We start from the raw sequence: 24,945 nt of genomic DNA, 5'->3' as shown, positions 1-24,945 counted from the left end.
GCGAGCGCCGCCCGCGCGGCGCAATCGCGAGCTGCGCTCGCTCCTACGTTTGTTTCGGGCCAATTATTCCTGTGGGATTTGCGCGCGAACGCCTTGGCGCATGCCTCAAAATCGCGTCGTACGAACAAGGCGGCCGCGCGCGCCTGTCACAGGCGTTACTGGCCCGAAACAAACGTAGGAGCGAGCGCAGCTCGCGATTGCGCCGCGCGGGCGGCGCTCGATCTCACAGGCGCTGAAGATGCTCCGGCTACCCTTGCCAGGAACCATAGAATCTCCCACAGGGTGGTACCTCGGGCCTGAGCTTTGCGCGGTCCTGTGGGAGCTGGCTTGCCAGCGATGGGGCCAGTACAGGCGATCAAGGAACATGGGCCAACCGCGCCCTGCGGGCACGCCAGCCGGCCACCAGCGATGGCCCCAACGCCACCAGGGCCGAGCCGAACACCACCGTCACCGCCCCCACATAGCCCAGCGCATTGATATCTTCAGCGTGCACATAGTCAGGCCATACCAGCGCCGCCAGCGCCACTGCAACAAAAGTCACCAGCGGGGTCAGTGCCAGCGTGGCACTCACCCGTGATGCCTCCCAGTGCGCCAGCGCTTCGGCAAACGCGCCGTAGGCCACCAGGGTATTCAGGCAGCACGCCAGCAACAGCCAGCCCTGCACCGGGGTCAGTTGCAACGCCTGCAGCGGGTGCACCCAGGGCGTGAGCAGCGCGGCGCAACTGAGGTAGATCACCATCATGACCTGCTGCGAATGCCACACCGTCAGCAACTGCTTCTGGCTCAGGGCATAGAACACCCAGATGCTGGTGGCCAGCAATATGGTCAGCACACCCGTGGTGTAGGCCCCCAGCGAGGTCAGCAGTTCGTCCAGGCGCTGGTTGAAGAACAGGCCAAACCCCGCCAGCAGCACCAGCAGCCCTACACCCTGCCCCAGGCTGAAACGCTCACGGAATACGAACACACTGGCCACCAGCAGCAACACCGGGCCAATCTGCACCACCAACTGTGCAGTACCCGGGCTTAGCAGGTTGAGCCCGATCAGGTACAGCACGTAGTTGCCCATCAAGCCGAAGACGGCAACGGCCACCAGGCCCTTGCCCTTTGCTGGCAGTTTACGAATGGAGGGCAATCGCCGCTGGGCCGCCAGCCAGGCAAACAGCAGGCCGCCCGAGACCAGCAAGCGGTACCAGGTGACGGTGATCGGATCGACCACTTGCAGTACCTGCTTGAGCTTGATCGGCAGAATGCCCCAGAGCAGCGCCGTCAAGAGTGCCAGGAACAGGCCATAGCCCCAGCGGCCGGAAGTGGTATGCATAAAGTCCTCGATCAAGCCCGTGGTGGCGATTGCTTGATTCTACGGGCTTGCTGAGTAGGTGCGGGGGAACGTGCCGAGAAAAGAATTCATCAGGTCATTCTTTTGCAGCATGGCTTGAGGCCAAACCCGGCGACCTACTTCTTTTGCTTGGCAAACGCCGCCTCAAGCGCCTCGTTGATGGTGCGCAGCACCTTCACCCGGGCCCAGCGCTTGTCGTTGGCCTCTACCAGCGTCCATGGCGCAATCTCGCTGCTGGTACGGTCGACCATGTCCCCCACGGCCTGGGCGTAGTCATCCCATTTGTCCCGGTTGCGCCAGTCATCCTCGGTGATCTTGTAGCGCTTGAAGGGGATCTGCTCGCGCTCTTCGAAGCGCTCCAGCTGGGTCTGCTGGTCGATGGCCAGCCAGAACTTGACCAACACCACCCCGGCGTTCACCAACTGTTCCTCGAAATCATTGATCTCGCTGTAGGCGCGCATCCAGTCAGCCGGCGTGCAGAACCCCTCTACCCGCTCCACCAGCACCCGGCCATACCAGGAGCGGTCAAAAATGGTGAACTTGCCCCGCGCCGGAATGTGCCGCCAGAAGCGCCACAGGTAAGGCTGCGCGCGCTCTTCTTCGGTGGGCGCGGCAATCGGCACGATACGGTACTGGCGCGGGTCCAGCGCAGCGGCCACCCGGCGGATGGCCCCGCCTTTGCCGGCAGCATCGTTGCCTTCGAACACCGCCACCAAGGCATGGCGGCGCATGCGCTTGTCCCGCAGCAGCCCGGCGAGGCGGGCCTGCTCGGTTACCAGTTGTTCCTGGTAATCGGCCTTGTCCAGGCGCACGCTCAAGTCCAGCGCCCCCAGCAGGCTGCGGTCATCGATGCTACGCCCCAATGGGGCCACGTTCCCCTGGTGCTTGCCCTTGGGGTTGTTGGCCAGCGCGGCCTGCAAGCTTTCCAGCAGGATGCGCCCGACCGCCAGGCTACGGTAATTGGGGTCGACCCCCTCGACGATGTGCCACGGTGCATAATCGCGGCTGGTGCGGCGCAGCACGCGCTCGCCAAAGCGTACGAAGCGGTCGTAGGTTTTCGACTGCTGCCAGTCCAGCGGGCTGATTTTCCAGCTGTGCAACGGGTCGTCCTTCAGCGATTTCAGGCGCGCCTTCATCTGCTTCTTGGACAGGTGGAACCAGAACTTGATGATCAGCGCACCTTCGTCGCAGAGCATTTGCTCCAGGCGTTCGGCCCCGGTGATGGCCTGGTCGAGCACGGCATCCTTGAGCACCCCGTGCACCCGACCCTGCAGCATCTGGCTGTACCAGTTGCCAAAAAACACGCCCATCCGCCCCTTCGGCGGCAAGGCCCGCCAATAGCGCCATGCCGGCGGCCGGGCCAGCTCTTCGTCGGTTTGCTGGTCGAAGGTCAGCACATCGATCATGCGCGGGTCCATCCACTCGTTCAGCAGCTTTACCGTCTCACCCTTGCCAGCGCCTTCAACGCCGTTGATCAGCACGATCACTGGGAAGCGCGCCTGCTGCTTGAGTTCGTACTGGGCTTCGAGCAGGGCCTCGCGCAACGCGGGCACCTCGGCGTCGTAAGCCTCCTTGTCGATGCTGTGGCCGATTTCGGCGGATTCGAACATGCATGGGCTCCTTCAATGGATAACCAAGACTAGCGGAATTCGAAGCTGCAAGCTGCAAGCTGCAAGTCGCAAGTCGCAAGTCGCAAGTCGCAAGCTGCAAGAAAACGTAAGCCATGCCACCATCTGCTTTTTCTAGCCACTTGCGACTTGCAACTTGCGACTTGCCACTCATCTCCAGCGAACCAGCCATGCCTGAACCCACCCTTCTCCAGCACGCCCAGATCGACTGGGACGACCAGGGCCGCCCCCATTCGCGGCAGTACGACGACGTCTATTTCGCGGTCAACGAAGGCATCGAAGAAACCAAGCATGTGTTCCTCGGCCAAACCCGCCTGGCCGAGCGCTTCGCCAACCTGCCCGCACACAGCAGCCTGGTGATCGGCGAGACCGGCTTTGGCACCGGCATGAACTTCTTCTGCGCATGGCAATTGTTCGACCAGCACGCGCCCAGTGGTGCACGCCTGCATTTCGTCAGTGTCGAAAAGTACCCCCTGGGCGCTGCCGACATGGCCCGCGCCGTACGCCTGTGGCCGGAGCTCGCCGCCTACACCGAGCCGCTGCTGGCCCAGTATGTGGCGGTGCACCCCGGCTTTCAGCAGTTCACCTTCGCCGGGGGCCGGGTCACCCTGACCCTGCTGATCGGCGATGTGCTGGAGCAGCTACCGCAGCTCGATGCACAGGTGGACGTGTGGTTCCTCGACGGCTTCGCCCCGGCCAAGAACCCCGACATGTGGACCCCGCAGCTGTTCGCCCAGTTGGCGCGGCTGTCCCACTCAGGGACAGTGCTGGGCACCTTCACCACCACCGGCTGGGTGCGCCGCAGCCTGGTCGAAGCCGGCTTCGCCATGAAGAAGGTGCCGGGCATCGGCAAGAAGTGGGAAGTGATGAGCGGCGCCTACGTCGGCGCCCTGCCCACCCCTGGCGCCCCCTGGTATGCACGCCCGCCCGCCACGCCGGGTCCGCGCCAGGCGCTGGTGATCGGCGCCGGGCTCGCCGGCAGCGCCAGCGCGGCCAGCCTGGCCCGGCGTGGCTGGCAGGTGACCGTGCTGGAACGCCATGCCGCCGCCGCGCAGGAAGCCTCGGGCAACCCGCAGGGGGTGCTGTACCTCAAGCTGTCCGCCCATGGCACGGCGTTGTCGCAGCTGATCCTGTCCGGCTTCGGCTACACCCGGCGCCAGCTCGAACGCCTGCAACGGGGCCAGGACTGGGATGCCTGCGGCGTGCTGCAACTGGCGTTCGACGCCAAGGAAGCCGAGCGCCAGGGCAAACTGGCTGGCGCGTTCGAACACGGCCTGCTGCACGCGCTGCAACGTACCGAGGCCGAAGCCGTCGCCGGGGTCGCCCTGCCGGCTGGCGGGCTGTTCTACCCCGAAGGCGGCTGGGTCCACCCGCCTGCCCTGTGCCAGCAGCAGTTGCAGCACCCTGGTATCCGGCTGGTGACCCACCAGGAAGTCATCGAGCTGCGCAAAGTGGCTGACCAGTGGCAAGCCTGGGCCGGCGAGCGCCTGCTGGCCAGCGCGCCGGTGGTGATTCTGGCCGCAGCCGCCGAGGTCCGCCGCTTCGACGCCTGTGCCGGGTTGCCGCTCAAGCGCATCCGCGGCCAGATCACCCGCTTGCCGGCCACCGTCGGCAGCCGGGCACTGCGCACCGTGGTGTGCGCCGAGGGCTACGTGGCACCGCCGCGTGGTGATGAACATACCCTGGGCGCGAGCTTTGATTTCAACAGTGACAACCTGGCGCCGACGGTGGCCGAACACCAGGGCAACCTGGCGTTGCTGGACGAGATATCGACCGACCTGGCGCAACGCCTGGGCGTGGCAACGCTGAACCCTGAGCACCTGCAAGGGCGGGCCGCATTCCGCTGCACCAGCCCGGATTACCTACCGATTGTCGGGCCGCTGGCCGATGCACAGGCGTTTGCCGACACCTACGTGGTACTGGCGCGTGATGCGCGGCAGGTGCCGCAAGCCCCTTGCCCCTGGCTGGACGGGCTGTATGTAAACAGCGGGCATGGCTCGCGCGGGTTGATCACCGCGCCGTTGAGTGGGGAACTGCTGGCGGCGTGGGTGTGCGGGGAGCCGCTGCCGGTGCCTCAAGGGGTGGCGCAGGCTTGCCATCCTAACCGCTTCGCCCTGCGCAGGCTGATACGGGGCAAGTGATGGAGCCGGGGCTGCGGTGCAGCCCGATCGCCACACAGGGCCGTTCCTGCAAGGCAAAACCGGTGTCGCGATTGGGCGGAAAAGCGTCGCAGGCCGCAGCCGCATATAACAGATTGTTCTAAAACTCTCATAAAGCACATGGGTCAGTTCCTTAAGGTGCCCTAATCCGGGGCATCACCTCCCCAACGGAAAAACCGGTAAGGACTTATGTGCGGATTAGCAGGAGAGTTACGTTTCACCCCCATCGGCCAAGCGCCACGCCCAGCCGACCTGGCGGCGGTAGAGCGCATTACCCATCACCTGGCGCCACGCGGCCCGGATGCCTGGGGCTTCCATAGCCAGGGCCCCATAGCCTTCGGCCACCGCCGCCTGAAAATCATGGACCTGTCCGACGGCTCGGCGCAGCCCATGGTCGACAACACCCTGGGCCTGTCCCTGGCGTTCAACGGTGCCATCTACAATTTCCCCGAGTTGCGCCAGGAGCTGCAGGCCCTGGGCTACCAGTTCTGGTCGGACGGCGACACCGAAGTGCTGCTCAAGGGCTACCACGCCTGGGGTGCGGCGCTACTGCCGAAACTCAACGGCATGTTCGCCCTGGCCATCTGGGAACGCGATAACCAACGCCTGTTCCTGGCCCGCGACCGCCTGGGCGTCAAGCCGCTGTACCTGTCACGCAACGGCGAGCGGCTGCGTTTTGCCTCGACCCTGCCAGCGCTGCTCAAGGGCGGCGACATCGACCCGATGCTCGACCCGGTGGCGCTCAACCACTACCTCAACTTCCATGCCGTAGTGCCGGCACCGCGCACCTTGCTGGCGAACGTGCAAAAGCTGGAACCCGGCACCTGGATGCGTATCGACCGCCACGGCGAAATCGAGCGCCAGACCTGGTGGCAACTGCAATACGGGCCCAACGCCGATGAGCGTGAGCTGGACCTGGAAGGCTGGACCACCCGCGTACTGGACGCGACCCGCGAAGCCGTGGCCATCCGCCAGCGTGCCGCCGTGGACGTGGGCGTGCTGCTGTCCGGCGGTGTCGACTCCAGCCTGCTGGTCGGCCTGCTGCGCGAAGTCGGTGTGGACGACCTGTCGACCTTCTCCATCGGCTTTGAAGATGCCGGCGGCGAGCGCGGCGACGAATTCCAGTACTCTGACCTGATCGCCCGGCACTACGGCACGCGCCACCACCAGTTGCGCATTGCCGAGCACGAAATCATCGACCAGCTGCCTGCCGCCTTCCGCGCCATGAGCGAGCCGATGGTCAGCCACGACTGCATCGCCTTCTACCTGCTGTCGCGGGAAGTGGCCAAGCATTGCAAGGGCGTGCAAAGCGGCCAGGGCGCCGACGAACTGTTCGCCGGCTACCACTGGTACCCGCAGGTGGACGGCGCCGACGATGCCTACGCGGCATACCGCAACGCCTTCTTCGACCGCAGCCACGACGAGTACCGCGATACTGTGCAGGCGCCATGGTTGCTGGATACCGATGCCGCTGGCGATTTCGTGCGCGAGCATTTCGCCCGCCCCGGCGCGCCGCAGGCGGTGGACAAGGCCTTGCGCCTGGACAGCACCGTGATGCTGGTCGACGACCCCGTCAAACGGGTCGACAACATGACCATGGCCTGGGGCCTGGAGGCACGCACCCCGTTCCTCGACTACCGCCTGGTAGAGCTGTCGGCACGCATTCCGGCGCGCTTCAAGCTGCCAGACGGCGGTAAGCAGGTGCTCAAGCAAGCCGCACGGCGGGTGATCCCGCATGAAGTGATCGACCGCAAGAAGGGCTACTTCCCGGTACCGGGCCTGAAGCACCTGGAAGGCGCCACGCTGGGTTGGGTACGCGAACTGCTGACCGACCCCAGCCAGGACCGTGGGCTGTTCAACCCAGCCATGCTCGACCGACTGCTTAGCAACCCGCACGGCCAATTGACGCCACTGCGCGGTTCCAAGCTGTGGCAACTGGCAGCATTGAACCTGTGGCTGAGCGAACAAGGACTCTGACCGATGAAACCCCACGAAATCGCCTACGGTCAGCGCCTGCTGCGTGGCCAGGCGCCGTCCTACGAGCGCCTGCAGGCGCGCCTGGCCGGCGACGGCAGCCAGCCCCACCAACAGCCGCGTGCCGTGCACTGCGGCTGGGGCCGGCTGCTGATTGGCCACACCTATGCCGAGCCGGCCGACCTGGCCGACGACCTGTTGGGCGAGTGCCCAGGCGAACGCGATATCGCGCTGTATGTGGCAGCACCGCAGCAGGTGCTGGCGCAGGCGCCGCAACAGTTGTTCCTCGACCCATCCGACACCCTGCGCCTGTGGTTCACCGATTACCGCCCAGCCCAGCGGGTATTTCGCGGCTTTCGCGTGCGGCGGGCGCAGAACCCGGCTGACTGGCAGGCCATCAACACCTTGTATCAGGTGCGCGGCATGCTGCCGGTCGATGCCGACTTGCTTACCCCTCGGCACCTGGGCGGCCCGGTCTACTGGCTGGCTGAAGACGAAGACAGCGGCGCGGTGATCGGCAGCGTCATGGGCCTGAACCATGCCAAGGCTTTCGATGACCCCGAGAACGGCAGCAGCCTGTGGTGCCTGGCAGTCGACCCGCACTGCACCCGCCCCGGCGTGGGTGAAGTGCTGGTGCGCCACCTCATCGAGCACTTCATGAGCCGTGGCCTGGCCTACCTCGACCTTTCGGTGCTGCACGACAACCGCCAGGCCAAGCGCCTGTACCAGAAGCTTGGCTTTCGCAACCTGCCCACCTTCGCCGTCAAGCGCAAGAACGGCATCAACGAGCAACTGTTCCTCGGCCCCGGCCCACAGGCCGACCTCAACCCCTATGCACGCATCATCGTCGACGAGGCATTGCGCCGCGGCATCGAGGTACAGGTGGATGACGCCGCCGGCGGGCTGTTCACCCTGAGCCTGGGCGGCCGGCGCATCCGCTGCCGAGAGTCGCTCAGCGACCTGACCAGCGCCGTGACCATGACCCTGTGCCAGGACAAGCGCCTGACCCAGCATGCCCTGCGCACTGCCGGGCTGCAGGTGCCGGCGCAACAATTGGCCGGTAATGCCGACGATAACCTGGCCTTTCTCGACGAGCATGGCGCGGTGGTGGTCAAGCCCGTTGACGGCGAACAAGGCCAGGGCGTAGCGGTAAACCTGACCTGCATCGACGACGTGACCCAGGCGGTCGGCCATGCCCGCCAGTTCGATAGCCGGGTGTTGCTGGAAAGCTTCCATGCTGGCCTCGACCTGCGCATCGTGGTGATCGGCTATGAAGTGGTGGCGGCCGCCGTTCGCCACCCGGCCCAGGTGCTGGGTGACGGCAAGCACAGTGTGCGCCAGTTGATCGAGGCCCAAAGCCGTCGTCGCCAGGCCGCTACGGCGGGTGAAAGCCGTATCCCGCTGGATGAAGAAACCGAACGTACCCTGCGCGCTGCTGGCGTGGGTTACGACGACGTACTGCCCCCCGGCCAGCGCCTGGCCGTGCGGCGCACCGCCAACCTGCACACCGGCGGCACCCTGGAAGACGTTACCGCCCGCCTGCACCCGGTGCTGGCCGACGCCGCCGTGCGCGCTGCCCGGGCGCTGGAAATACCGGTGGTCGGGCTGGACTTCATGGTGCGTGATGCCGAACAGCCCGAGTACGTGATCATCGAAGCCAACGAGCGCGCCGGCTTGGCAAACCACGAACCGCAGCCAACGGCCGAGCGTTTCATCGACCTGCTGTTCCCGCATAGCCGGCCTTTGGCGTAAACCAGTGCCGGGCTCTTCGCGGGTTCACTCGCGAAAAGGCCGGCACAGGAGCAAGGAGTATTCAACCATGTCCGAGCGACATCCCGAACCCGATCTCGAATACCTCAAGCGCGTGCTGCTGGAGATGCTGGCCATCCCCAGCCCGACCGGGTTTACCGACACCATCGTGCGCTACGTGGCCGAACGCCTGGACGAACTGGGCATCCCCTTCGAGCTGACCCGTCGCGGCACCATTCGCGCGACCTTGAAGGGCCGGCAAACCTCGCCCGACCGCGCCGTATCCGCGCACCTCGATACCATCGGCGCCAGCGTGCGCCAACTGCAGGACAACGGCCGGCTGGCCCTGGCGCCGGTTGGCTGCTGGTCCAGCCGCTTCGCCGAGGGCAGCAGGGTCAGCGTGTTCACCGACACCGGCGTGTTCCGCGGCAGCGTACTGCCGCTGATGGCCAGTGGGCACGCCTTCAACACCGCCATCGACCAGATGCCGGTCAGCTGGGAACACGTGGAAGTCCGCCTGGACGCCTATTGCGCCACCCGCGCCGATTGCGAGGCGCTGGGGGTGAGCATTGGTGACTTCGTGGCCTTCGACCCACTGCCCGAGTTCACAGACAGCGGCCACATCAGCGCCCGTCACCTGGATGACAAGGCCGGTGTCGCGGCGCTGCTCACCGCGCTCAAGGCAGTGGTGGAGAGCGGCCAGCAACCGCTGATCGACTGCCACCCGCTGTTCACCATTACCGAGGAAACCGGCTCGGGCGCAGCGGGTGCCCTGCCTTGGGACGTCAGCGAGTTCGTCGGTATCGACATTGCGCCGGTGGCGCCCGGGCAAGCCTCCAGCGAGCACGCCGTGAGCGTGGCCATGCAGGACTCGTCGGGGCCCTATGATTACCACCTGTCGCGGCACTTGCTGAAACTGGCCGGCGACCGCGACCTGCCGGTACGCCGCGATCTGTTCCGCTACTACTTCAGTGATGCCCATTCGGCGGTAACGGCCGGACACGACATTCGCACCGCGCTGGTGGCGTTCGGCTGCGATGCCACCCACGGCTATGAGCGGACGCACATCGACAGCCTGGCGGCCCTGAGCCAGTTGTTGTCGGCGTACCTGCTCAGCCCGCCGGTGTTTGCCAGCGATTCACAGCCGGCCAATGCCTCGCTGGAGCGCTTCAGCCACCAGCTGGAACACGATGCGCAGATGGAGAGCGACACGCGCGTGCCGGCAGTCGATAGCCTGGTCGGTAACAAGGGCTGAGGCCCTGGGGCCGCTTTGCGGCCCATCGTCGGCAAGCCAACTCCCACGGGGATCGCATCAGGGCAGACAGGTGTTTGCCACAAGGTATGCAGCGCCTGTTAGAGCGAGCGCCGCCCGCGCGGCGCATCGCGAGCTGCGCTCGCTCCTACGTTTGTTTCGGGCCAATTATTCCTGTGGGATTCGCGCGCGAACGCCTTGGCGCATGCCTCGATATCGCGCCGTACAAACAAGGCGGCCGCGCGCGCCTGTCACAGGCGTTACTGGCCCGAAATAAACGTAGGAGCGAGCGCAGCTCGCGATTGCGCCGCGCGGGCGGCGCTCGATCTCACAGGCGCTGAAGATGCTCCGGCTACCCTTGCCAGGAACCATAGAATCTCCCACAGCTCAAAAATTGCACGGTCGCTGTAGGAGCGGCCTTGTGTCGCGATGGGCCGCAACGCGGCCCCAAAAGCCCCAATGTTTCGCGTAGCATGCCCCCACCGTAACCCGAGACACCGCCCCATGCTGATCCCTTACGAGCACCTGCAAGCCGAAACACTGACCCGCCTGATCGAAGACTTCGTCACCCGCGACGGTACCGACAATGGTGACGATACCCCGCTGGAAACACGGGTACTGCGGGTACGCCAGGCATTGGCCAAGGGCCAGGCCTTCATTCTGTTCGACCCCGAAAGCCAGCAGTGCCAGTTGCTGGCCAAGCATGACGTGCCGCGGGAACTGCTCGACTAGCCGGCCTCGGCTTTCTTGGCTTCCTTGATGCGCTTGTACACCTCGGACCGGTGCACCGGCACTTCCCGTGGGGCATCCACGCCAAAGCGCACCACCCCGTCACGGGTTTCGACCACCACGAGGCGGATGTTCTCACCGATCATGATGACCTCGCCCACTTCGCGCCCTATCACCAGCATGTTCCGGTCCTCCTGCACAAGGTAAAACCGGAGACTGCATCGTCAGGATCAGGCTACTCAATAGCTCCGCAGCGATTCAGAAGCGCCCTACATCTACTGGTAATTCGCCCTACAGATATTTCATCGCGAAACAGCTTTGGCACGCATTTTCACGGCCATTTCGGCCATTTCCTGGTAGAGCCGCTCGGGGGCTTGCCGCTTCAATTCCCAAGCCTGCCGCCCGGCCTCATGCGGCATAATCAGGAACTCGCCAGCAGCGACCTGCCGGTGGATGTAGTCGGCAATGTCCGCCGCATTGATCGGCGACCCTTCCAGCAACTTGCCGACCTGCGCCTTCATGGCCGGGTTCGGGCCGCGGAACGAGTCCAGCAGATTGGTCTGGAAGAACGACGGGCACACCACATGCACCGCCACCTCCACCTGGCGCAATTCCACCAGCAGGCTCTCCGACAGCGCCAGCACGCCGGCCTTGGCGACGTTGTAGTTGCTCATGCCCGGCCCCTGCATCAGGGCGGCCATCGACGCGACGTTGATGATGCGCCCCTTGCTGCGCTCCAGCAGGGGCAGGAAGGCCTTGCAGCCCTTGACCACGCCCATCAGGTTGACGGCAATCTGCCAATCCCAGTCTTCCAGCGACAGCTCGGCAAAGAACCCGCCCGAGGCAACCCCGGCGTTGTTGACCACCACATCGATGCCACCGAACTGCTCGGTACAGGCCTGGGCCAGGGCTGTGAGCTGGCTGTAGTCGCGCACGTCGCAGCGCTGGACGAAACCCTCACCGCCGGCCGCACGGGCCAGGTCCAGCGTTTCGCGCAGGCCGCCTTCGTTGACATCGGCCAGCGCCAGGCGCCACCCCTCACGTGCCCAACGCAGGGCAATTTCGCGCCCGAGGCCTGAGCCGGCTCCGGTAATCATGATGCGGTTGTGCATGGTGGCTGGCCCTGTCTCGTTGAGGAATGAAACGAGTCTAAACAAGGGCCTGGCCAAGGGCAGGGTTCATCAGGGTAGTGAATGTGGGGGCATGAACCGGCACAAAATGGAATCTTTCACATTGCCCACCAGTCCGAACTTACAAGAGGCCGGCAACCCGAGGCCCTTGACCCCTAACCACGCAAGGACACGTACATGACCACGATCCTCATCATCATCCTGATTCTTCTGTTGATTGGTGGCTTACCGGTCTTCCCACACTCGCGCAGCTGGGGCTACGGCCCGTCCGGCATCGTCGGCGTGGTACTGGTGGTCCTGCTGGTGTTGTTACTGCTGGGCAGGATCTAGACGCGCCACGCTAGGCAAAAAAAAACCGCGCTTCGGCGCGGTTTTTTTATGGGCGGGCGGGCTCAGTGCGACACAGCGCCTGAAGCCCCCAGGCCAGTCTGCGAACGGACGAACTGCGGGAAGAACAGCGCGCGTTCGTTTTCTGCGGCCTTGGACTTGTCGGTGACCGAGAAGAACCAGATGCTGACGAAGGCAATGGCCATCGAGAACAGCGCCGGGTACTCGTACGGGTAGATCGGCTTTTCATGGCCCAGGATCTGCACCCAGATGGTCGGGCCAAGGATCATCAGCGTCACTGCGCTGACCAGGCCCAGCCAGCCGCCGATCATGGCGCCACGGGTGGTCAGCTTTTTCCAGTACATCGAAAGCAGCAGGACCGGGAAATTGCAGCTGGCGGCGATGGAGAACGCCAGGCCGACCATGAAGGCGATGTTCTGCTTCTCGAACAGGATGCCCAGGCCGATCGCCAGTACGCCGAGGGCGACGGTGGTGATCTTCGACACGCGGATCTCGTCCTTGTCGTTGGCCTTGCCCTTGCGCCACACGCTGGCGTACAGGTCGTGGGACACTGCCGAGGCACCCGCCAGGGTCAGGCCGGCGACCACCGCCAGGATGGTGGCGAACGCCACTGCCGAGATGAAGCCGAGGAATACGCTGCCACCCACGGCATTGGCCAGGTGCACCGCCGCCATGTTGTTGCCGCCCAGCAGCGCGCCGGCGGCGTCCTTGAAGTCAGGGTTGGTGCTGACCAGCAGGATGGCGCCAAAGCCGATGATGAAGGTGAGGATGTAGAAGTAGCCGATGAAGCCGGTGGCGTACAGCACGCTCTTGCGGGCTTCCTTGGCGTCACTGACGGTGAAGAAGCGCATCAGGATGTGCGGCAGGCCTGCCGTACCGAACATCAGCGCCAGGCCCAGCGAGAACGCCGAGATCGGGTCTTTGACCAGGCCGCCCGGGCTCATGATGGCCTCGCCCTTGGCGTGCACCTTGATCGCTTCGGAGAACAGCGTATTGAAGTCGAAGCCCACGTGTTTCATCACCATCAGCGCCATGAAGCTGGCACCGGACAGCAACAGCACGGCCTTGATGATCTGTACCCAAGTGGTAGCGAGCATGCCGCCGAACAGCACGTACAGGCACATCAGGATACCCACCAGGATCACCGCCACATGGTAGTCCAGGCCGAACAGCAGCTCGATCAGCTTGCCGGCACCGACCATCTGCGCGATCAGGTAGAACGCCACTACCACCAGCGAGCCGGAAGCCGACAGGGTGCGGATTTCCTTTTGCCCGAGGCGGTACGACGCCACGTCGGCGAAGGTGTACTTGCCCAGGTTGCGCAGGCGTTCGGCAATCAGGAAGAGAATGATCGGCCAGCCGACCAAGAAGCCGATCGAGTAGATCAGGCCATCGTAGCCAGAGGTGAACACCAGTGCGGAAATGCCCAGGAACGAGGCTGCCGACATGTAGTCGCCGGCAATCGCCAGGCCATTCTGGAAACCGGTGATCTTGCCGCCGGCGGCGTAGTAGTCCGACGCCGACTTGTTGCGCTTGGAGGCCCAGTAGGTAATGCCCAGGGTGAAGGCGACGAACGCCACGAACATGGCGATGGCAGAGACGTTCAGCGGTTGCTTCTGCACCTCGCCGGTCAGGGCATCGGCGGCCCACACGGCGGGTGCGAAGGCTCCGCAGGCCAGTATGGCCAGGGCTTTGGCGTGGCGAATCATTGTTGCGCCTCCTTCAGGATGGCCTTGTTCAGCTCATCGAACTCGCCGTTGGCGCGGCGCACGTAGATGGCGGTAAGGACGAATGCCGAGACGATCAGGCCGACGCCGATGGGGATACCCCAGGTGATCGACGACTCAGGGCTGAGCTTGGCGCCCAGTATGTGAGGACCGTAGGCAATGAGAAGGATAAAAGCGCAGTACAAGCCGAGCATGATCGCCGAGAGGATCCAGGCGAACCGTTCGCGTTTGCTGACCAGCTCCTTGAAGCGAGGGCTGTTTTGTATCGAGAGGTAAATGCTGTCGTTCATTGTTTTTGTCCTAGCAGCACAAGTAGGGAAACACCCACACCCTTACTTTATGCTGCCGATGGACGCCAACCAGACGACCTTAGTCTTAGATGCAACGGTGTTTTACCGTTTGCGTAACAAAGTGCCGGCCCATTCGCGAGAAAACCCGCTGCCCTGCGGCAGCGGGTTTACCCGCGAAGCAACAAAACTGGCCCTTTCAGGTTGTTACTTGCCAGTCCATTCCTTCACGCGGTCCGGGTGCTTGGCCACCCAGTCCTTGGCCGCCGCTTCAGGCTTGGCGCCTTCCTGGATGGCCAGCATCACTTCGCCAATCTCGTCTTTGGACTGCCAGCTGAATTTCTTCAGGAACTCGGCCACTTCCGGTGCCTTGGTCGCCAGTTCTTTGCTGCCAATGCTGTTTACGGTTTCCGACGCGCCATAAACGCCTTTCGGGTCTTCGAGGAACTTCAGCTTCCACTTGGCGAACATCCAGTGCGGCACCCAGCCGGTCACTGCAATCGACTGCTGCTTGGCGTAGGCACGGCCCAGTTCGGCGGTCATCGCGGCGCCCGAGCTGGCCTGCAGCTTGTAGCCGGTCAGGTCGTAGTCCTTGATGGCCTGTTCGGTCTTGATCATCACGCCCGAGCCTGCATCGATGCCGACGATCTTCTGCTTGAAGCTGTTGTCGGTCTTGAGGTCGGCGATGCTGGTGGCCTTGACGTACTCAGGCACGATCAAGCCGATCTTGGCATCTTTGAAGTTGGCGCCGTAGTCGACCACGTTATCCTTGTTCTTGGCCCAGTACTCGCCATGGGTCACCGGCAACCAGGCCGACAACATGGCATCGAGCTTGCCGGTCGCCACACCCTGCCACATGATCCCGGTGGCAACGGCCTGCAACTTCACATCGTAGCCGAGCTTCTGCTTGATTACTTCGGCCGCCACGTTGGTGGTTGCCACGCTGTCGGCCCAGCCGTCCACGTAGCCAATGCTCACTTCCTTGGCCATTGCCTGTGCTGCGCTCAATCCCAGTACCAGGGCGGTGCCCACCCCCAGGAAACGTCGCATTTTTTTCAAAGTCGCCATCAAAGCATCCCCTCGTCAGGTCTTGGAGATTCCATCATCTGCCTGCAACCCCGGGCGACCTGATCCAGCTGCGACCTGTACCTGCCCCATATGCGACAGCACTGTGCCATTAGCGCCATATGCCCACCACGACCTGCGCGATCCTTGCATGCCAAAGCTTTGGCGCCGGGCTACTATCTATCCCTTTGTGCCTGACGATGGACCGCCTGATGCCCCGTTCTGCCCGCGCGCTGCTGCCGTTGTACCTGTTTGCCTGCCTGTTCGCCCTGCTGGGGCTGGGAGCGCTCTGGTACGGGCTTGGCAAGCCGCTGCAACTGCCCGATGCCGCGAGCCCTGCACACAAGCTGCAATGTGCCTCGTACACACCGTTCGACAAGGACCAGTCGCCCTACGACCAACCGTTTCGGCTGCGCCCGCAGCGCATGGATGCCGACCTGGCCTTGTTGGCCGAACGCTTTCAGTGCATTCGCACCTATTCCATGACCGGTCTTAAAGCAATACCGGCGCTGGCGCGCAAGCACGGCCTGAAGGTGATGCTGGGGGCCTGGGTCAATGCGCACGCCGCCGACACCGAGCGGGAAATCAACCTGCTGATCGCCGCCGCCAATGCCAACCCCGACGTGGTCAGCGCAGTGATCGTCGGCAACGAAACCCTGCTGCGCAAGGAGGTGACCGGTGCACACCTGGCCACGCTGATCGCCCGGGTGAAAAGCCAGGTGCACGTGCCGGTGACCTACGCCGATGTCTGGGAATTCTGGTTGCAGCACCCGCAGGTGGCACCGGCGGTGGACTTCCTCACCATTCACCTGTTGCCCTACTGGGAGGACGACCCCCAGGGCATCGACCAGGCCTTGGCCCATGTCGCCGATGTACGCCGGGTGTTCGGTACGCGCTTTGCGCCCAAGGACGTCCTGATTGGTGAAACCGGCTGGCCCAGCGAAGGCCGCCAGCGCGAGACGGCAGTGCCCAGCCGGGTCAATGAAGCGCGCTTCATTCGTGGTTTTGTGAGCATGGCAGAGGCCAATGGCTGGCACTACAACCTGATCGAGGCCTTCGACCAGCCGTGGAAGCGTGCGAACGAAGGTGCGGTGGGCGGGTACTGGGGGTTGTACGATGCCGACCGGCAGGACAAGGGTGTGCTGGAAGGGCCGGTGAGCAACCTGCACTACTGGCCGCAGTGGTTGCTGGGCAGCGCCGCGCTGATGCTGGTCATGCTGGTGCTGGCCGGGCGCCCCGCCACCCTGCGGGCCGCGTTGCTGTTACCGCTGCTGGCTGCGCTGGGGGCGGGTTGCCTGGGCCTGTGGGGCGAGCTGGTGCGCACCCATGCGCGCTTCGCCGGGGAATGGGTGTGGGCGCTGGCGCTGGTCGCACTGAACCTGTTGGTGCTGGCCCATGCCGTGTTGGCCCAGGCGCAGCGCGCCGGTTGGCGCGAGCGGCTGTTCGCCGGGTTACAGGCGCGCGCCGGCTGGCTGTTGCTGGCAGCAGGCTTCGCTGCGGCGGTGAGCATGCTGGCGCTGGTGTTCGACCCGCGCTACCGCAGCTTCCCCACTGCAGCGCTGGCGTTGCCGGCGCTGGTGTACGCGCTGTGGCCGGTGCGCGCGCCGCGGGCGGAGGTGGCATTGCTGGCGTTTATCGTGGGCGCCGGGGTGGCGCCACAGCTGTTTGTCGAAGGGCTGCAGAACCGCCAGGCCTGGGGGTGGGCGGTGGTGAGCGTGGTAATGACAGTGGCGCTGTGGCGCAGCTTGCGGCTGCGCGCGTTGTGATGGCGGCCGCGGCGCACCTTTAATGCGGCGGTTGGCCTGGTCAGGCCCGCTGCTGCGAGCGGACCAACCGCAAGCCCGCCAGCACCAGCGCAAACACCGCAATGCTGGCGGTATACAGCACCAGCGCCGGCACCGCGAACACCAGGGCCAGGAAGGCCAGCCACCAGCCTGCACGGCCGGCGACCACCTGCGCCAACAGGGCCAGGCCCAACCCGCCCCAGGCCAGCACCTGGTGGTGAATGCCCAGCCCCAGCAACGACCGGACCTCGCACTGCCAGTACGCCGCCGGTAACGTGCACAGGCCGACCCACTGGCCGTCTTCCATCAGCCCGTAACGCACCGCGTAACTGGCTGCGAGCCACAGCCCGATGAACAGCATGACCATGGCTGCCGGCAAGGCACGAGACATCCTGTTTTCCCTACAGTCACTATCGAAGAAAACGATGATCACCCATCGCCCTTGATAAGGCAAAATTGTCGGCCTGCAGCTATGTTGCAGATTACAAGAACACCAAAGGCCACTACGCCAGGCAACTTTGTTCAGCCCGCAGTGGTCCTAGCCTGCATACGCTTGACCTTGCGTTCTTTTGGGGGATTACATGCTTCGTACTTTGCGCCTCGCTGCCTTGCTCGGTGGCCTGCTCATGGCTGTGGCCGCTTCAGCGCGCGATATCGACGCCGCCAGCTATGGCTACCCCTTGACCAACCCGTTCGAGGCCACCATCGCCACTACGCCGCCGGAGCAGCGCCCGACCCTGCCCAGCGATGAAGACATCGACCAGTCCGACTACAGCCTGAACCTGCGCCCGGAGCGCGAGTTCATCCTGCCCGACAACTTCTGGGCGGTAAAAAAGCTCAAGTACCGCCTGGCCCGCCAGGACCACGCGGCGCCGCTGATCTTCATCATCGCCGGCACCGGGGCCGCCTACAACAGCACCATCAACGAATACCTGAAGAAGCTGTTCTATCAGGCCGGTTTCCACGTGGTGCAGTTGTCTTCGCCTACCAGCTACGACTTCATAAGCGCCGCCTCGCGCTTTGCCACCCCCGGCATCACCCAGGAAGACGCCGAAGACCTGTACCGGGTCATGCAGGCCGTGCGGGCCCAGCACCCGCGCCTGCCGGTCAGCGAGTTCTACCTCACCGGCTACAGCCTGGGGGCCCTCGACGCGGCGTTCGTCAGCCACCTGGACGAAACCCGCCGCAGCTTCAACTTCAAGCGCGTGTTGCTGCTCAACCCACCGGTCAACCTGTACACCTCGATCAACAACCTCGACAAGCTGGTGCAAACCCAGGTGAAGGGCATCGACCGCAGCACCACCTTCTACGAGTTGATGCTGCAAAAGCTCACCCGCTACTTCCAGGACAAGGGTTACATCGACCTCAACGATGCCCTGTTGTACGACTTCCAGCAGTCGAAACAACATTTGTCCAACGAACAGATGGCCATGTTGATCGGCACCTCGTTCCGCTTCTCGGCGGCCGACATTGCCTTTACCTCCGACCTGATCAACCGTCGCGGCCTGATCATTCCGCCGAAGTACCCGATCACCGAAGGCAGCAGCCTCACGCCGTTCTTCAAACGTGCCCTGCAGTGTGACTTCGACTGCTACATGACCGAGCAGGTAATCCCCATGTGGCGTGCACGCACCGACGGCAACAGCATCCTGCAACTGATCAACCAGGTCAGCCTGTACGCGCTGGCAGACTACCTGCACAGCAGCGACAAGATCGCGGTGATGCACAACGCCGACGACGTCATCCTCGGCCCGGGCGACATCGGCTTCCTGCGCAAGGTCTTTGGTGACCGGCTGACCCTCTACCCCCATGGCGGCCATTGCGGCAACCTCAACTACCGCGTCAACAGCGACGCCATGCTGGAGTTCTTCCGTGGTTAACAAACTCCTCTTCGCCACTGCCCTGCTAGCCGCCGGCCACACCCTGGCCGCCGAAACCGCACCGCGGGCCAGCGTGGTCGAGGCCGACCCGCAGGTGGTTGGCACAGCGCCACTGGTGCCCGAGTCCGACGGTTTTCTCGACCCGCTGCGAGAGCTGAAATTCAACCCCGGCCTGGACCAGCGCGAGTTCGAGCGCTCCACGTTGGAGGCGCTGAACGTGTACGACCCGCTGGAGTCGGTCAACCGGCGCATCTACCACTTCAACTACCGCCTCGACCAGTGGGTGCTGCTGCCGTTGGTGAACGGCTACCAGTACGTTACGCCAAGCTTCGTCCGCACCGGGGTCAGCAACTTCTTCAATAACCTGGGCGATGTGCCGAACCTGTTCAACAGCGTGCTGCAGCTCAAGGCCAAACGTTCGGCCGAGATCACCGCGCGGCTGATGTTCAATACCATCATTGGCGTAGGCGGGCTGTGGGACCCGGCCACCAGCATGGGCCTGCCACGGCAGAGCGAAGACTTTGGCCAGACGCTGGGCTTCTACGGGGTACCCGAAGGGCCGTACCTGATGCTGCCGCTGCTGGGCCCGTCGAACCTGCGCGATACCACCGGCCTGGCAGTGGACTACGCCGGCGAGCAGAGCATCAACTACCTCAACGTGGCCGACGCCAGCAAGGACCACCCCGAGATCTTCGCCTTGCGCGTGGTGGACAAGCGCTACAACACCAAATTCCGCTATGGCCAGCTCAACTCGCCATTCGAGTATGAAAAAGTGCGCTACGTGTATACCCAGTCGCGCAAGCTGCAGATAGCCGACTAACCTGGCCCGGCCCTTTGGCGCGGTGCAATGCCGCGAAAGGGCCGGCGCAGGCGTTATTCGATACCCAGGAACTGGCGCAGCTCGCGCTTTTTGGCCAAGGCGTCGCGGCGCCCCAACTCGATCAGCTCACTGCAATAACCGGCTTCGAACAGCAGATAGCTCAACACCCCCGCCCCACTGGTACGGGTTGCCCCCGGCCCGCGCAGGAACAGGCGCAGCGCCGCCGGCAGGTCGCGGCGGTGACGCGCGGCAATCTCGTCCAGCGGCTGGCTGGGCGCAACCACCAGCACATCGATCGGTGCCAGGCCCAGGCGGCGTGCGTCCAGGTGCGCTGGCAACAGCCGGCCCAGGTGGTTGAGCCGCTGCAGCAGTTCGATGTCATCTTCCAGGCTGTCAATGAAGGTACTGTTGAGCAGGTGCCCACCGATCTGCGCCAGGCTCGGCTGCCGCCCGCTGAACACCCGCTGGGTTGGCAAGGGTGGCGCAGGCCGCTGCGGGTTGCCGCTGACGCCGACCACCAGCACCCGGCTGGCGCCCAGGTGCAGGGCCGGGCTTATCGGAGCGGACTGTCGCACCGCACCGTCACCGTAATACTCGTCACCCAACTGCACCGGCGCGAACAGCAGCGGAATCGCCGCACTGGCCAGCAGGTGGTCGATGCCCAGCGGCGTGGGCACGCCGATGCGGCGGTGGCGCAACCAGGCCTCGATCGAGCCTCGGCCCTGGTAGAAGGTCACCGCCTGGCCGGACTCGTAACCGAAGGCGGTTACCGCTACCGCGCGCAGTTGCTCGGCGGCCAAGGCCTGGCCAATGCCATCCAGGTTCAGCTGCGCCTCCAGCAAGGTGCGCAGCGGCCGGCTGTCGAGCAACGCCACGGGCGCCTGGCCGCCCAGCCCAAGCAGGTTGTGGCCGACAAACCGGCTGGCCTGGCGCACCACCCCAGGCCAGTCACTGCGGATCACCAGGTGGCTGGAAATGTTCTGCCAGAAGTGCGTCAGCCGTTGCACAGCGCTGTTGAACTGGCCGGCACCGCTGGCCAGGGTCACGGCGTTGATGGCCCCTGCCGAAGTGCCGACGATCACCGGGAACGGGTTGGCTGCGCTGGCCGGCAACAGCTCGGCGATGCCGGCCAGTACGCCGACCTGATAGGCGGCGCGGGCGCCACCGCCAGACAGGATAAGGCCGGTTACCGCAGGTGGGGCCATGGCGTGCTTCCCGACGCCACAGGGTTCAACGCTTTTTCTTGTCATACAGCCGCTCAGCCCCTTCGGGCCGCGACTTGAACCGGCGGTGCGCCCACAGGTACTGCTCGGGGCATTCGCGCAGCACGCTTTCGACCCACTGGTTGATGCGCAGGCAATCGGCCTCTTCGCTTTCCCCGGGGAAGTCCGCCAGCGGTGGGTGGATCACCAGCCGGTAGCCGCTGCCATCGTCCAGGCGTTTCTGGGTGAACGGAATGACCTGCGCCTTGCCCAGCCGGGCAAACTTGGTGGTGGCCGTGACCGTTGCGGCGGGTATGCCGAACAGCGGCACGAACAGGCTCTGCTTGGTGCCGTAGTCCTGGTCCGGCGCGTACCAGATCGCCCGGCCCGAACGCAGCAGCTTGAGCATGCCACGCACATCCTCACGTTCCACCGCCAGCGAATCGAGGTTGTGGCGCTCGCGGCCGCTGCGCTGGATGAAATCGAACAGCGCGTTACCATGCTCGCGGTACATGCCGTCGATGGTGTGCTGCTGGCCCAGCAGCGCCGCGCCGATTTCCAGGGTGGTGAAGTGCACCGCCATCAGGATGGCCCCCTGCCCCGCCTGCTGCGCGGCTTGCAGGTGCTCCAGGCCCTCGACATGGGCCAGGCGTGCCAGCCGCGCCTTGGGCCACCACCAGCTCATGGCCATTTCGAAGAAGGCGATGCCGGTGGACGCGAAGTTGGCCTTCAGCAACCGCTGCCGTTCGTCGACTGACAGCTCCGGAAAGCACAGCTCCAGGTTGCGCGCAGCAATGCGCCGGCGCTCGCCGGCAAAGTGGTACATCACCGCGCCCAGCGCGGCACCGATTTTCAACAGCACCCGGTACGGCAACTGGACTACCAGCCACAGCAGGCCCAGGCCCAGCCACAGGCCCCAGAACTTTGGGTGAAGGTAATAGCGACGAAAACGCGGGCGTTCCATTGAAGCATCCGGAAAGACAAAGGCTGCGCATTCTACAACGGATCAGCGCATGTTGCGGGCAACCGGTGTTCTCGTTATAAGTCAGGGCACTTTTTCCGCAACAAGCCGTCTATGCAGACCATGAGCCCAAACCACACACCCGACACCGCTTCCGTGTTCCAGCTCAAGGGCAGCATGCTTGCCATCACCGTACTGGAACTGGCGCGCAATGACCTTGAAGCCCTGGACCGCCAGCTGGCGGCCAAAGTCGCCCAGGCGCCGAACTTCTTCAGTAACACGCCGCTGGTGCTGGCGCTGGACAAGCTGCCTGCCGATGAAGGGGCAATCGACCTGCCCGGCTTGATGCGGATCTGCCGCCACCATGGCCTGCGTACGCTGGCCATTCGTGCCAGCCGCATCGAGGACATCGCCGCCGCCATCGCCATCGACCTGCCCGTGCTGCCGCCGTCCGGCGCCCGTGAGCGGCCGCTGGAGCCCGAACCCGAAGCGGTGAAAAAACCCGAACCCGCCCCGGTACCGCCCCCAGCCCCGGAGCCGGAGGTACGCCCGACCCGTATCATCACTTCGCCGGTACGCGGCGGCCAGCAGATCTACGCCCAAGGTGGCGATCTGATAGTCACGGCTTCGGTCAGCCCAGGTGCGGAACTTCTGGCCGATGGCAACATCCATGTGTACGGCGCCATGCGCGGCCGCGCCCTGGCCGGCATCAAAGGCAATACCAAGGCACGTATCTTCTGCCAGCAGATGACCGCCGAAATGGTCTCCATCGCTGGCCAGTACAAGGTCTGCGAAGACCTGCGCCGCGACCCGCTGTGGGGCACCGGCGTGCAAGTCAGCCTGTCTGGTGACGTGTTGAACATCACCCGTCTTTAACGGATACTTGCCAGCATTTTTAGTGCAACTTTTTTTACAGTTGCCTTTTATTTGAGCTATTAAAGCTATTTCAGTTTTTTGCAGGGACAAGTGTCCCGACTATTTTAGGGGTGAAACACCTTGGCCAAGATTCTCGTGGTTACTTCCGGCAAGGGGGGTGTGGGCAAGACCACCACCAGCGCCGCCATTGGTACCGGCCTCGCACTGCGCGGCCACAAGACCGTCATCGTCGACTTCGACGTGGGCCTGCGTAACCTCGACCTGATCATGGGCTGCGAACGCCGCGTGGTGTACGACTTCGTCAACGTGGTCAACGGCGAAGCCAACCTGCAGCAGGCCCTGATCAAGGACAAGCGCCTCGAGAACCTGTACGTGCTGGCCGCCAGCCAGACCCGTGACAAGGACGCGCTGACCCAGGAAGGCGTGGAAAAGGTACTGATGGACCTGAAAAAGGACTTCGAGTACGTGATCTGCGACTCGCCGGCCGGTATCGAGAAAGGCGCGCACCTGGCGATGTATTTCGCCGATGAAGCGATTGTCGTGACCAACCCTGAAGTGTCGTCGGTACGTGACTCGGACCGCATGCTGGGTATCCTGTCGAGCAAATCGCGCCGTTCCGAGAACGGCGAAGAGCCGATCAAGGAGCACCTGCTGATCACCCGCTACCATCCCGAGCGCGTGGTGAAGGGCGAAATGCTCAGCGTGGCCGACGTCGAAGAAATCCTGTCGATCAAACTCAAAGGCGTCATCCCGGAGTCTCAGGCTGTGCTCAAGGCTTCCAACCAGGGTATCCCGGTCATCCTCGATGACCAGAGCGACGCTGGCCAGGCCTACAGCGATGCAGTCGACCGCCTGTTGGGCAAAGAGAAGCCAATGCGCTTCATCGATGTACAGAAGAAAGGATTCTTCGAGCGCATTTTCGGGAGCAAATAAACCATGAACCTTTTTGACTTCTTTCGTGGCAGACAGAAACAGACCAGCGCGTCGGTGGCGAAAGAGCGTCTACAGATCATCGTGGCGCACGAGCGCGGCCAGCGCAGCGAGCCGGACTACCTGCCGGAGCTGCAGAAAGAACTGCTGGAAGTGATCCGCAAGTATGTGAACATCGGCAATGACGACGTGCATATCGAGCTGGAGAACCAGGGCAGCTGCTCCATTCTGGAGCTGAACATTACCTTGCCGGATCGTTGATTCGGCAAAAAAGCCGGGGCTGCGTTGCAGCCCTTTCGCGACACAAGGCCGCTCCCACAAGGGTTATGCACTCCCCTGTGGGAGCGGCCTTGTGTCGCGAAAGGGCCGCAAAGCGGCCCCGCTGTTTTCCCCTGATATAACCGAGACCGAGCAATGCCGCTGTCGAACATCCAGATCCTGCACGAAGACGCCGCCATCCTGGTGATCAACAAGCCGACGCTGCTGCTGTCGGTGCCTGGCCGCGCCGACGACAACAAGGACTGCCTGATTACCCGCCTGCAGCAAAACGGCTACCCCGACGCCCTGATCGTGCACCGCCTGGACTGGGAAACGTCGGGCATCATCCTGCTGGCCCGCGATGCCGACAGCCACCGCGAGCTGTCGCGCCAGTTCCACGACCGTGAAACCGAAAAAGCCTACACCGCGTTGTGCTGGGGGCAGCCGGCGCTGGACAGCGGCAGCATCGACCTGCCGCTGCGCTACGACCCGCCGACCAAGCCCCGCCACGTGGTGGACCATGAGCAAGGCAAGCATGCCCTCACCTTCTGGCGCATCGTCGAGCGCTGTGGCGACCACTGCCGGGTGGAGCTGACCCCGATCACCGGGCGTTCACACCAGTTGCGCGTGCACATGCTGTCGATCGGGCACCCGTTGCTGGGCGATCGCCTGTATGCCAACCCGCAGGCATTGGCGGCGCATGAGCGGTTGTGCCTGCACGCCTCGATGCTGAGCTTCACCCACCCGGTTTCCGGGCAACGGCTGAAGTTCGAGTGCCCTGCACCTTTTTGAGCTGCAAGCTGCAAGAAAAAGCAAAGACAGATCGCGTGGAAGCTTGCTCCGCGGACTG

General features: G+C 64.0%; 23 protein-coding genes. 13 read left to right on the top strand and 10 right to left on the bottom strand.

Going from position 1 to position 24,945, the window contains the following annotated elements; all coding sequences use genetic code 11:
• Window positions 1-355 precede the first annotated feature (355 nt).
• Entirely contained in the window at window positions 356-1,318 is a 963-nt protein-coding gene (locus FPB55_RS06305) for a DMT family transporter (protein ID WP_029888098.1), read from the bottom strand.
• A gap of 134 nt (window positions 1,319-1,452) precedes the next feature.
• The gene (pap, locus tag FPB55_RS06300) at window positions 1,453-2,946 is read right to left on the bottom strand and encodes a polyphosphate:AMP phosphotransferase (protein WP_054890565.1); all 1,494 of its coding nucleotides are present in this window, start codon (window positions 2,944-2,946) and stop codon (window positions 1,453-1,455) included.
• Window positions 2,947-3,134: 188 nt separating this feature from the next.
• On the opposite strand from pap, the gene mnmC reads away from it, so the two are divergent.
• The 5 genes from mnmC (at window position 3,135) to FPB55_RS06275 (ending at window position 10,830) form a co-directional block, all read left to right on the top strand.
• On the top strand, window positions 3,135-5,105 hold the full coding sequence (gene mnmC / locus FPB55_RS06295; protein ID WP_144187761.1) for a bifunctional tRNA (5-methylaminomethyl-2-thiouridine)(34)-methyltransferase MnmD/FAD-dependent 5-carboxymethylaminomethyl-2-thiouridine(34) oxidoreductase MnmC: 1,971 nt from the start codon (window positions 3,135-3,137) through the stop codon (window positions 5,103-5,105).
• A 207-nt stretch (window positions 5,106-5,312) separates the two neighbouring features.
• Window positions 5,313-7,100, top strand: coding sequence for an N-acetylglutaminylglutamine amidotransferase (locus FPB55_RS06290; RefSeq protein ID WP_144187759.1), 1,788 nt, complete (start codon window positions 5,313-5,315; stop codon window positions 7,098-7,100).
• Between the two features lie 3 nt (window positions 7,101-7,103).
• Window positions 7,104-8,849: an N-acetylglutaminylglutamine synthetase gene (gene ngg / locus FPB55_RS06285; protein WP_009682070.1), complete on the top strand. Its 1,746-nt coding sequence runs from the start codon at window positions 7,104-7,106 to the stop codon at window positions 8,847-8,849.
• 67 nt (window positions 8,850-8,916) lie between these two features.
• Window positions 8,917-10,101: an osmoprotectant NAGGN system M42 family peptidase gene (locus tag FPB55_RS06280; protein ID WP_115293536.1), complete on the top strand. Its 1,185-nt coding sequence runs from the start codon at window positions 8,917-8,919 to the stop codon at window positions 10,099-10,101.
• A gap of 501 nt (window positions 10,102-10,602) precedes the next feature.
• Complete coding sequence (locus tag FPB55_RS06275; RefSeq protein WP_039603187.1) at window positions 10,603-10,830, top strand: YheU family protein; 228 nt, start codon at window positions 10,603-10,605, stop codon at window positions 10,828-10,830.
• On the opposite strand, the gene csrA is transcribed toward FPB55_RS06275, so the two are convergent.
• Both csrA and FPB55_RS06265 read right to left on the bottom strand, forming a co-directional pair.
• Window positions 10,827-11,009 (bottom strand): carbon storage regulator CsrA, encoded by a 183-nt coding sequence (csrA, locus tag FPB55_RS06270; RefSeq protein WP_009682863.1) that lies wholly within the window; start codon window positions 11,007-11,009, stop codon window positions 10,827-10,829. The genes FPB55_RS06275 and csrA overlap by 4 nt on opposite strands.
• 120 nt (window positions 11,010-11,129) lie before the next feature.
• Window positions 11,130-11,939 (bottom strand): SDR family oxidoreductase, encoded by an 810-nt coding sequence (locus tag FPB55_RS06265; RefSeq protein ID WP_029885889.1) that lies wholly within the window; start codon window positions 11,937-11,939, stop codon window positions 11,130-11,132.
• 195 nt (window positions 11,940-12,134) lie between these two features.
• Between FPB55_RS06265 and FPB55_RS06260 the strand changes: the two genes are divergently transcribed.
• Window positions 12,135-12,287, top strand: coding sequence for a DUF3309 family protein (locus tag FPB55_RS06260; RefSeq protein WP_009682861.1), 153 nt, complete (start codon window positions 12,135-12,137; stop codon window positions 12,285-12,287).
• A gap of 62 nt (window positions 12,288-12,349) precedes the next feature.
• Here the strand turns inward: FPB55_RS06260 and FPB55_RS06255 are convergent, their stop codons facing one another.
• The 3 genes from FPB55_RS06255 to FPB55_RS06245 all read right to left on the bottom strand — a co-directional run bounded on the left by FPB55_RS06255 (window position 12,350) and on the right by FPB55_RS06245 (window position 15,387).
• The gene (locus FPB55_RS06255; RefSeq protein ID WP_009682860.1) at window positions 12,350-14,014 is read right to left on the bottom strand and encodes a cation acetate symporter; all 1,665 of its coding nucleotides are present in this window, start codon (window positions 14,012-14,014) and stop codon (window positions 12,350-12,352) included.
• Complete coding sequence (locus tag FPB55_RS06250; RefSeq protein ID WP_009682859.1) at window positions 14,011-14,322, bottom strand: DUF485 domain-containing protein; 312 nt, start codon at window positions 14,320-14,322, stop codon at window positions 14,011-14,013. The genes FPB55_RS06255 and FPB55_RS06250 overlap by 4 nt, the downstream gene beginning before the upstream one ends.
• 204 nt (window positions 14,323-14,526) lie before the next feature.
• Window positions 14,527-15,387 (bottom strand): glycine betaine ABC transporter substrate-binding protein, encoded by an 861-nt coding sequence (locus FPB55_RS06245; RefSeq protein WP_009682858.1) that lies wholly within the window; start codon window positions 15,385-15,387, stop codon window positions 14,527-14,529.
• 197 nt (window positions 15,388-15,584) lie between these two features.
• On the opposite strand from FPB55_RS06245, the gene FPB55_RS06240 reads away from it, so the two are divergent.
• Window positions 15,585-17,150, top strand: a complete 1,566-nt coding sequence (locus FPB55_RS06240; RefSeq protein ID WP_144187757.1) for a beta (1-6) glucans synthase — start codon at window positions 15,585-15,587, stop codon at window positions 17,148-17,150.
• 40 nt (window positions 17,151-17,190) lie between these two features.
• On the opposite strand, the gene FPB55_RS06235 is transcribed toward FPB55_RS06240, so the two are convergent.
• Window positions 17,191-17,559, bottom strand: a complete 369-nt coding sequence (locus tag FPB55_RS06235) for a hypothetical protein (protein ID WP_054890444.1) — start codon at window positions 17,557-17,559, stop codon at window positions 17,191-17,193.
• A 190-nt stretch (window positions 17,560-17,749) separates the two neighbouring features.
• Between FPB55_RS06235 and FPB55_RS06230 the strand changes: the two genes are divergently transcribed.
• Window positions 17,750-19,048, top strand: a complete 1,299-nt coding sequence (locus tag FPB55_RS06230) for a serine/threonine protein kinase (protein ID WP_029885886.1) — start codon at window positions 17,750-17,752, stop codon at window positions 19,046-19,048.
• Window positions 19,041-19,868, top strand: coding sequence for a VacJ family lipoprotein (locus FPB55_RS06225; protein ID WP_009682854.1), 828 nt, complete (start codon window positions 19,041-19,043; stop codon window positions 19,866-19,868). Before FPB55_RS06230 ends, FPB55_RS06225 begins: the two co-directional genes overlap by 8 nt.
• A 53-nt stretch (window positions 19,869-19,921) precedes the next feature.
• On the opposite strand, the gene FPB55_RS06220 is transcribed toward FPB55_RS06225, so the two are convergent.
• Window positions 19,922-21,073 (bottom strand): patatin-like phospholipase family protein, encoded by a 1,152-nt coding sequence (locus FPB55_RS06220; RefSeq protein ID WP_125855513.1) that lies wholly within the window; start codon window positions 21,071-21,073, stop codon window positions 19,922-19,924.
• Between the two features lie 25 nt (window positions 21,074-21,098).
• Complete coding sequence (locus tag FPB55_RS06215; protein WP_009682851.1) at window positions 21,099-22,034, bottom strand: lipid A biosynthesis lauroyl acyltransferase; 936 nt, start codon at window positions 22,032-22,034, stop codon at window positions 21,099-21,101.
• Window positions 22,035-22,145: 111 nt separating this feature from the next.
• On the opposite strand from FPB55_RS06215, the gene minC reads away from it, so the two are divergent.
• From minC to FPB55_RS06195, 4 genes are all read left to right on the top strand, one after another.
• Window positions 22,146-22,907, top strand: a complete 762-nt coding sequence (minC, locus tag FPB55_RS06210; RefSeq protein ID WP_009682850.1) for a septum site-determining protein MinC — start codon at window positions 22,146-22,148, stop codon at window positions 22,905-22,907.
• A gap of 120 nt (window positions 22,908-23,027) precedes the next feature.
• Window positions 23,028-23,840, top strand: coding sequence for a septum site-determining protein MinD (gene minD, locus FPB55_RS06205; protein WP_003252574.1), 813 nt, complete (start codon window positions 23,028-23,030; stop codon window positions 23,838-23,840).
• Between the two features lie 3 nt (window positions 23,841-23,843).
• Window positions 23,844-24,098 carry a cell division topological specificity factor MinE gene (minE, locus tag FPB55_RS06200; RefSeq protein ID WP_009682849.1) on the top strand — a complete coding sequence of 85 codons (255 nt, stop codon included), beginning with the start codon at window positions 23,844-23,846 and terminating at the stop codon, window positions 24,096-24,098.
• A 153-nt stretch (window positions 24,099-24,251) separates the two neighbouring features.
• Window positions 24,252-24,887 carry an RluA family pseudouridine synthase gene (locus tag FPB55_RS06195; protein WP_009682848.1) on the top strand — a complete coding sequence of 212 codons (636 nt, stop codon included), beginning with the start codon at window positions 24,252-24,254 and terminating at the stop codon, window positions 24,885-24,887.
• Window positions 24,888-24,945 lie beyond the last annotated feature (58 nt).

Origin of the sequence: Pseudomonas sp. BJP69 (genome assembly GCF_007633355.1) — a bacterium.
In the GTDB taxonomy this organism is placed as follows: domain Bacteria; phylum Pseudomonadota; class Gammaproteobacteria; order Pseudomonadales; family Pseudomonadaceae; genus Aquipseudomonas; species Aquipseudomonas juntendi.
This window is presented reverse-complemented; position numbering and strand designations above follow the sequence as displayed.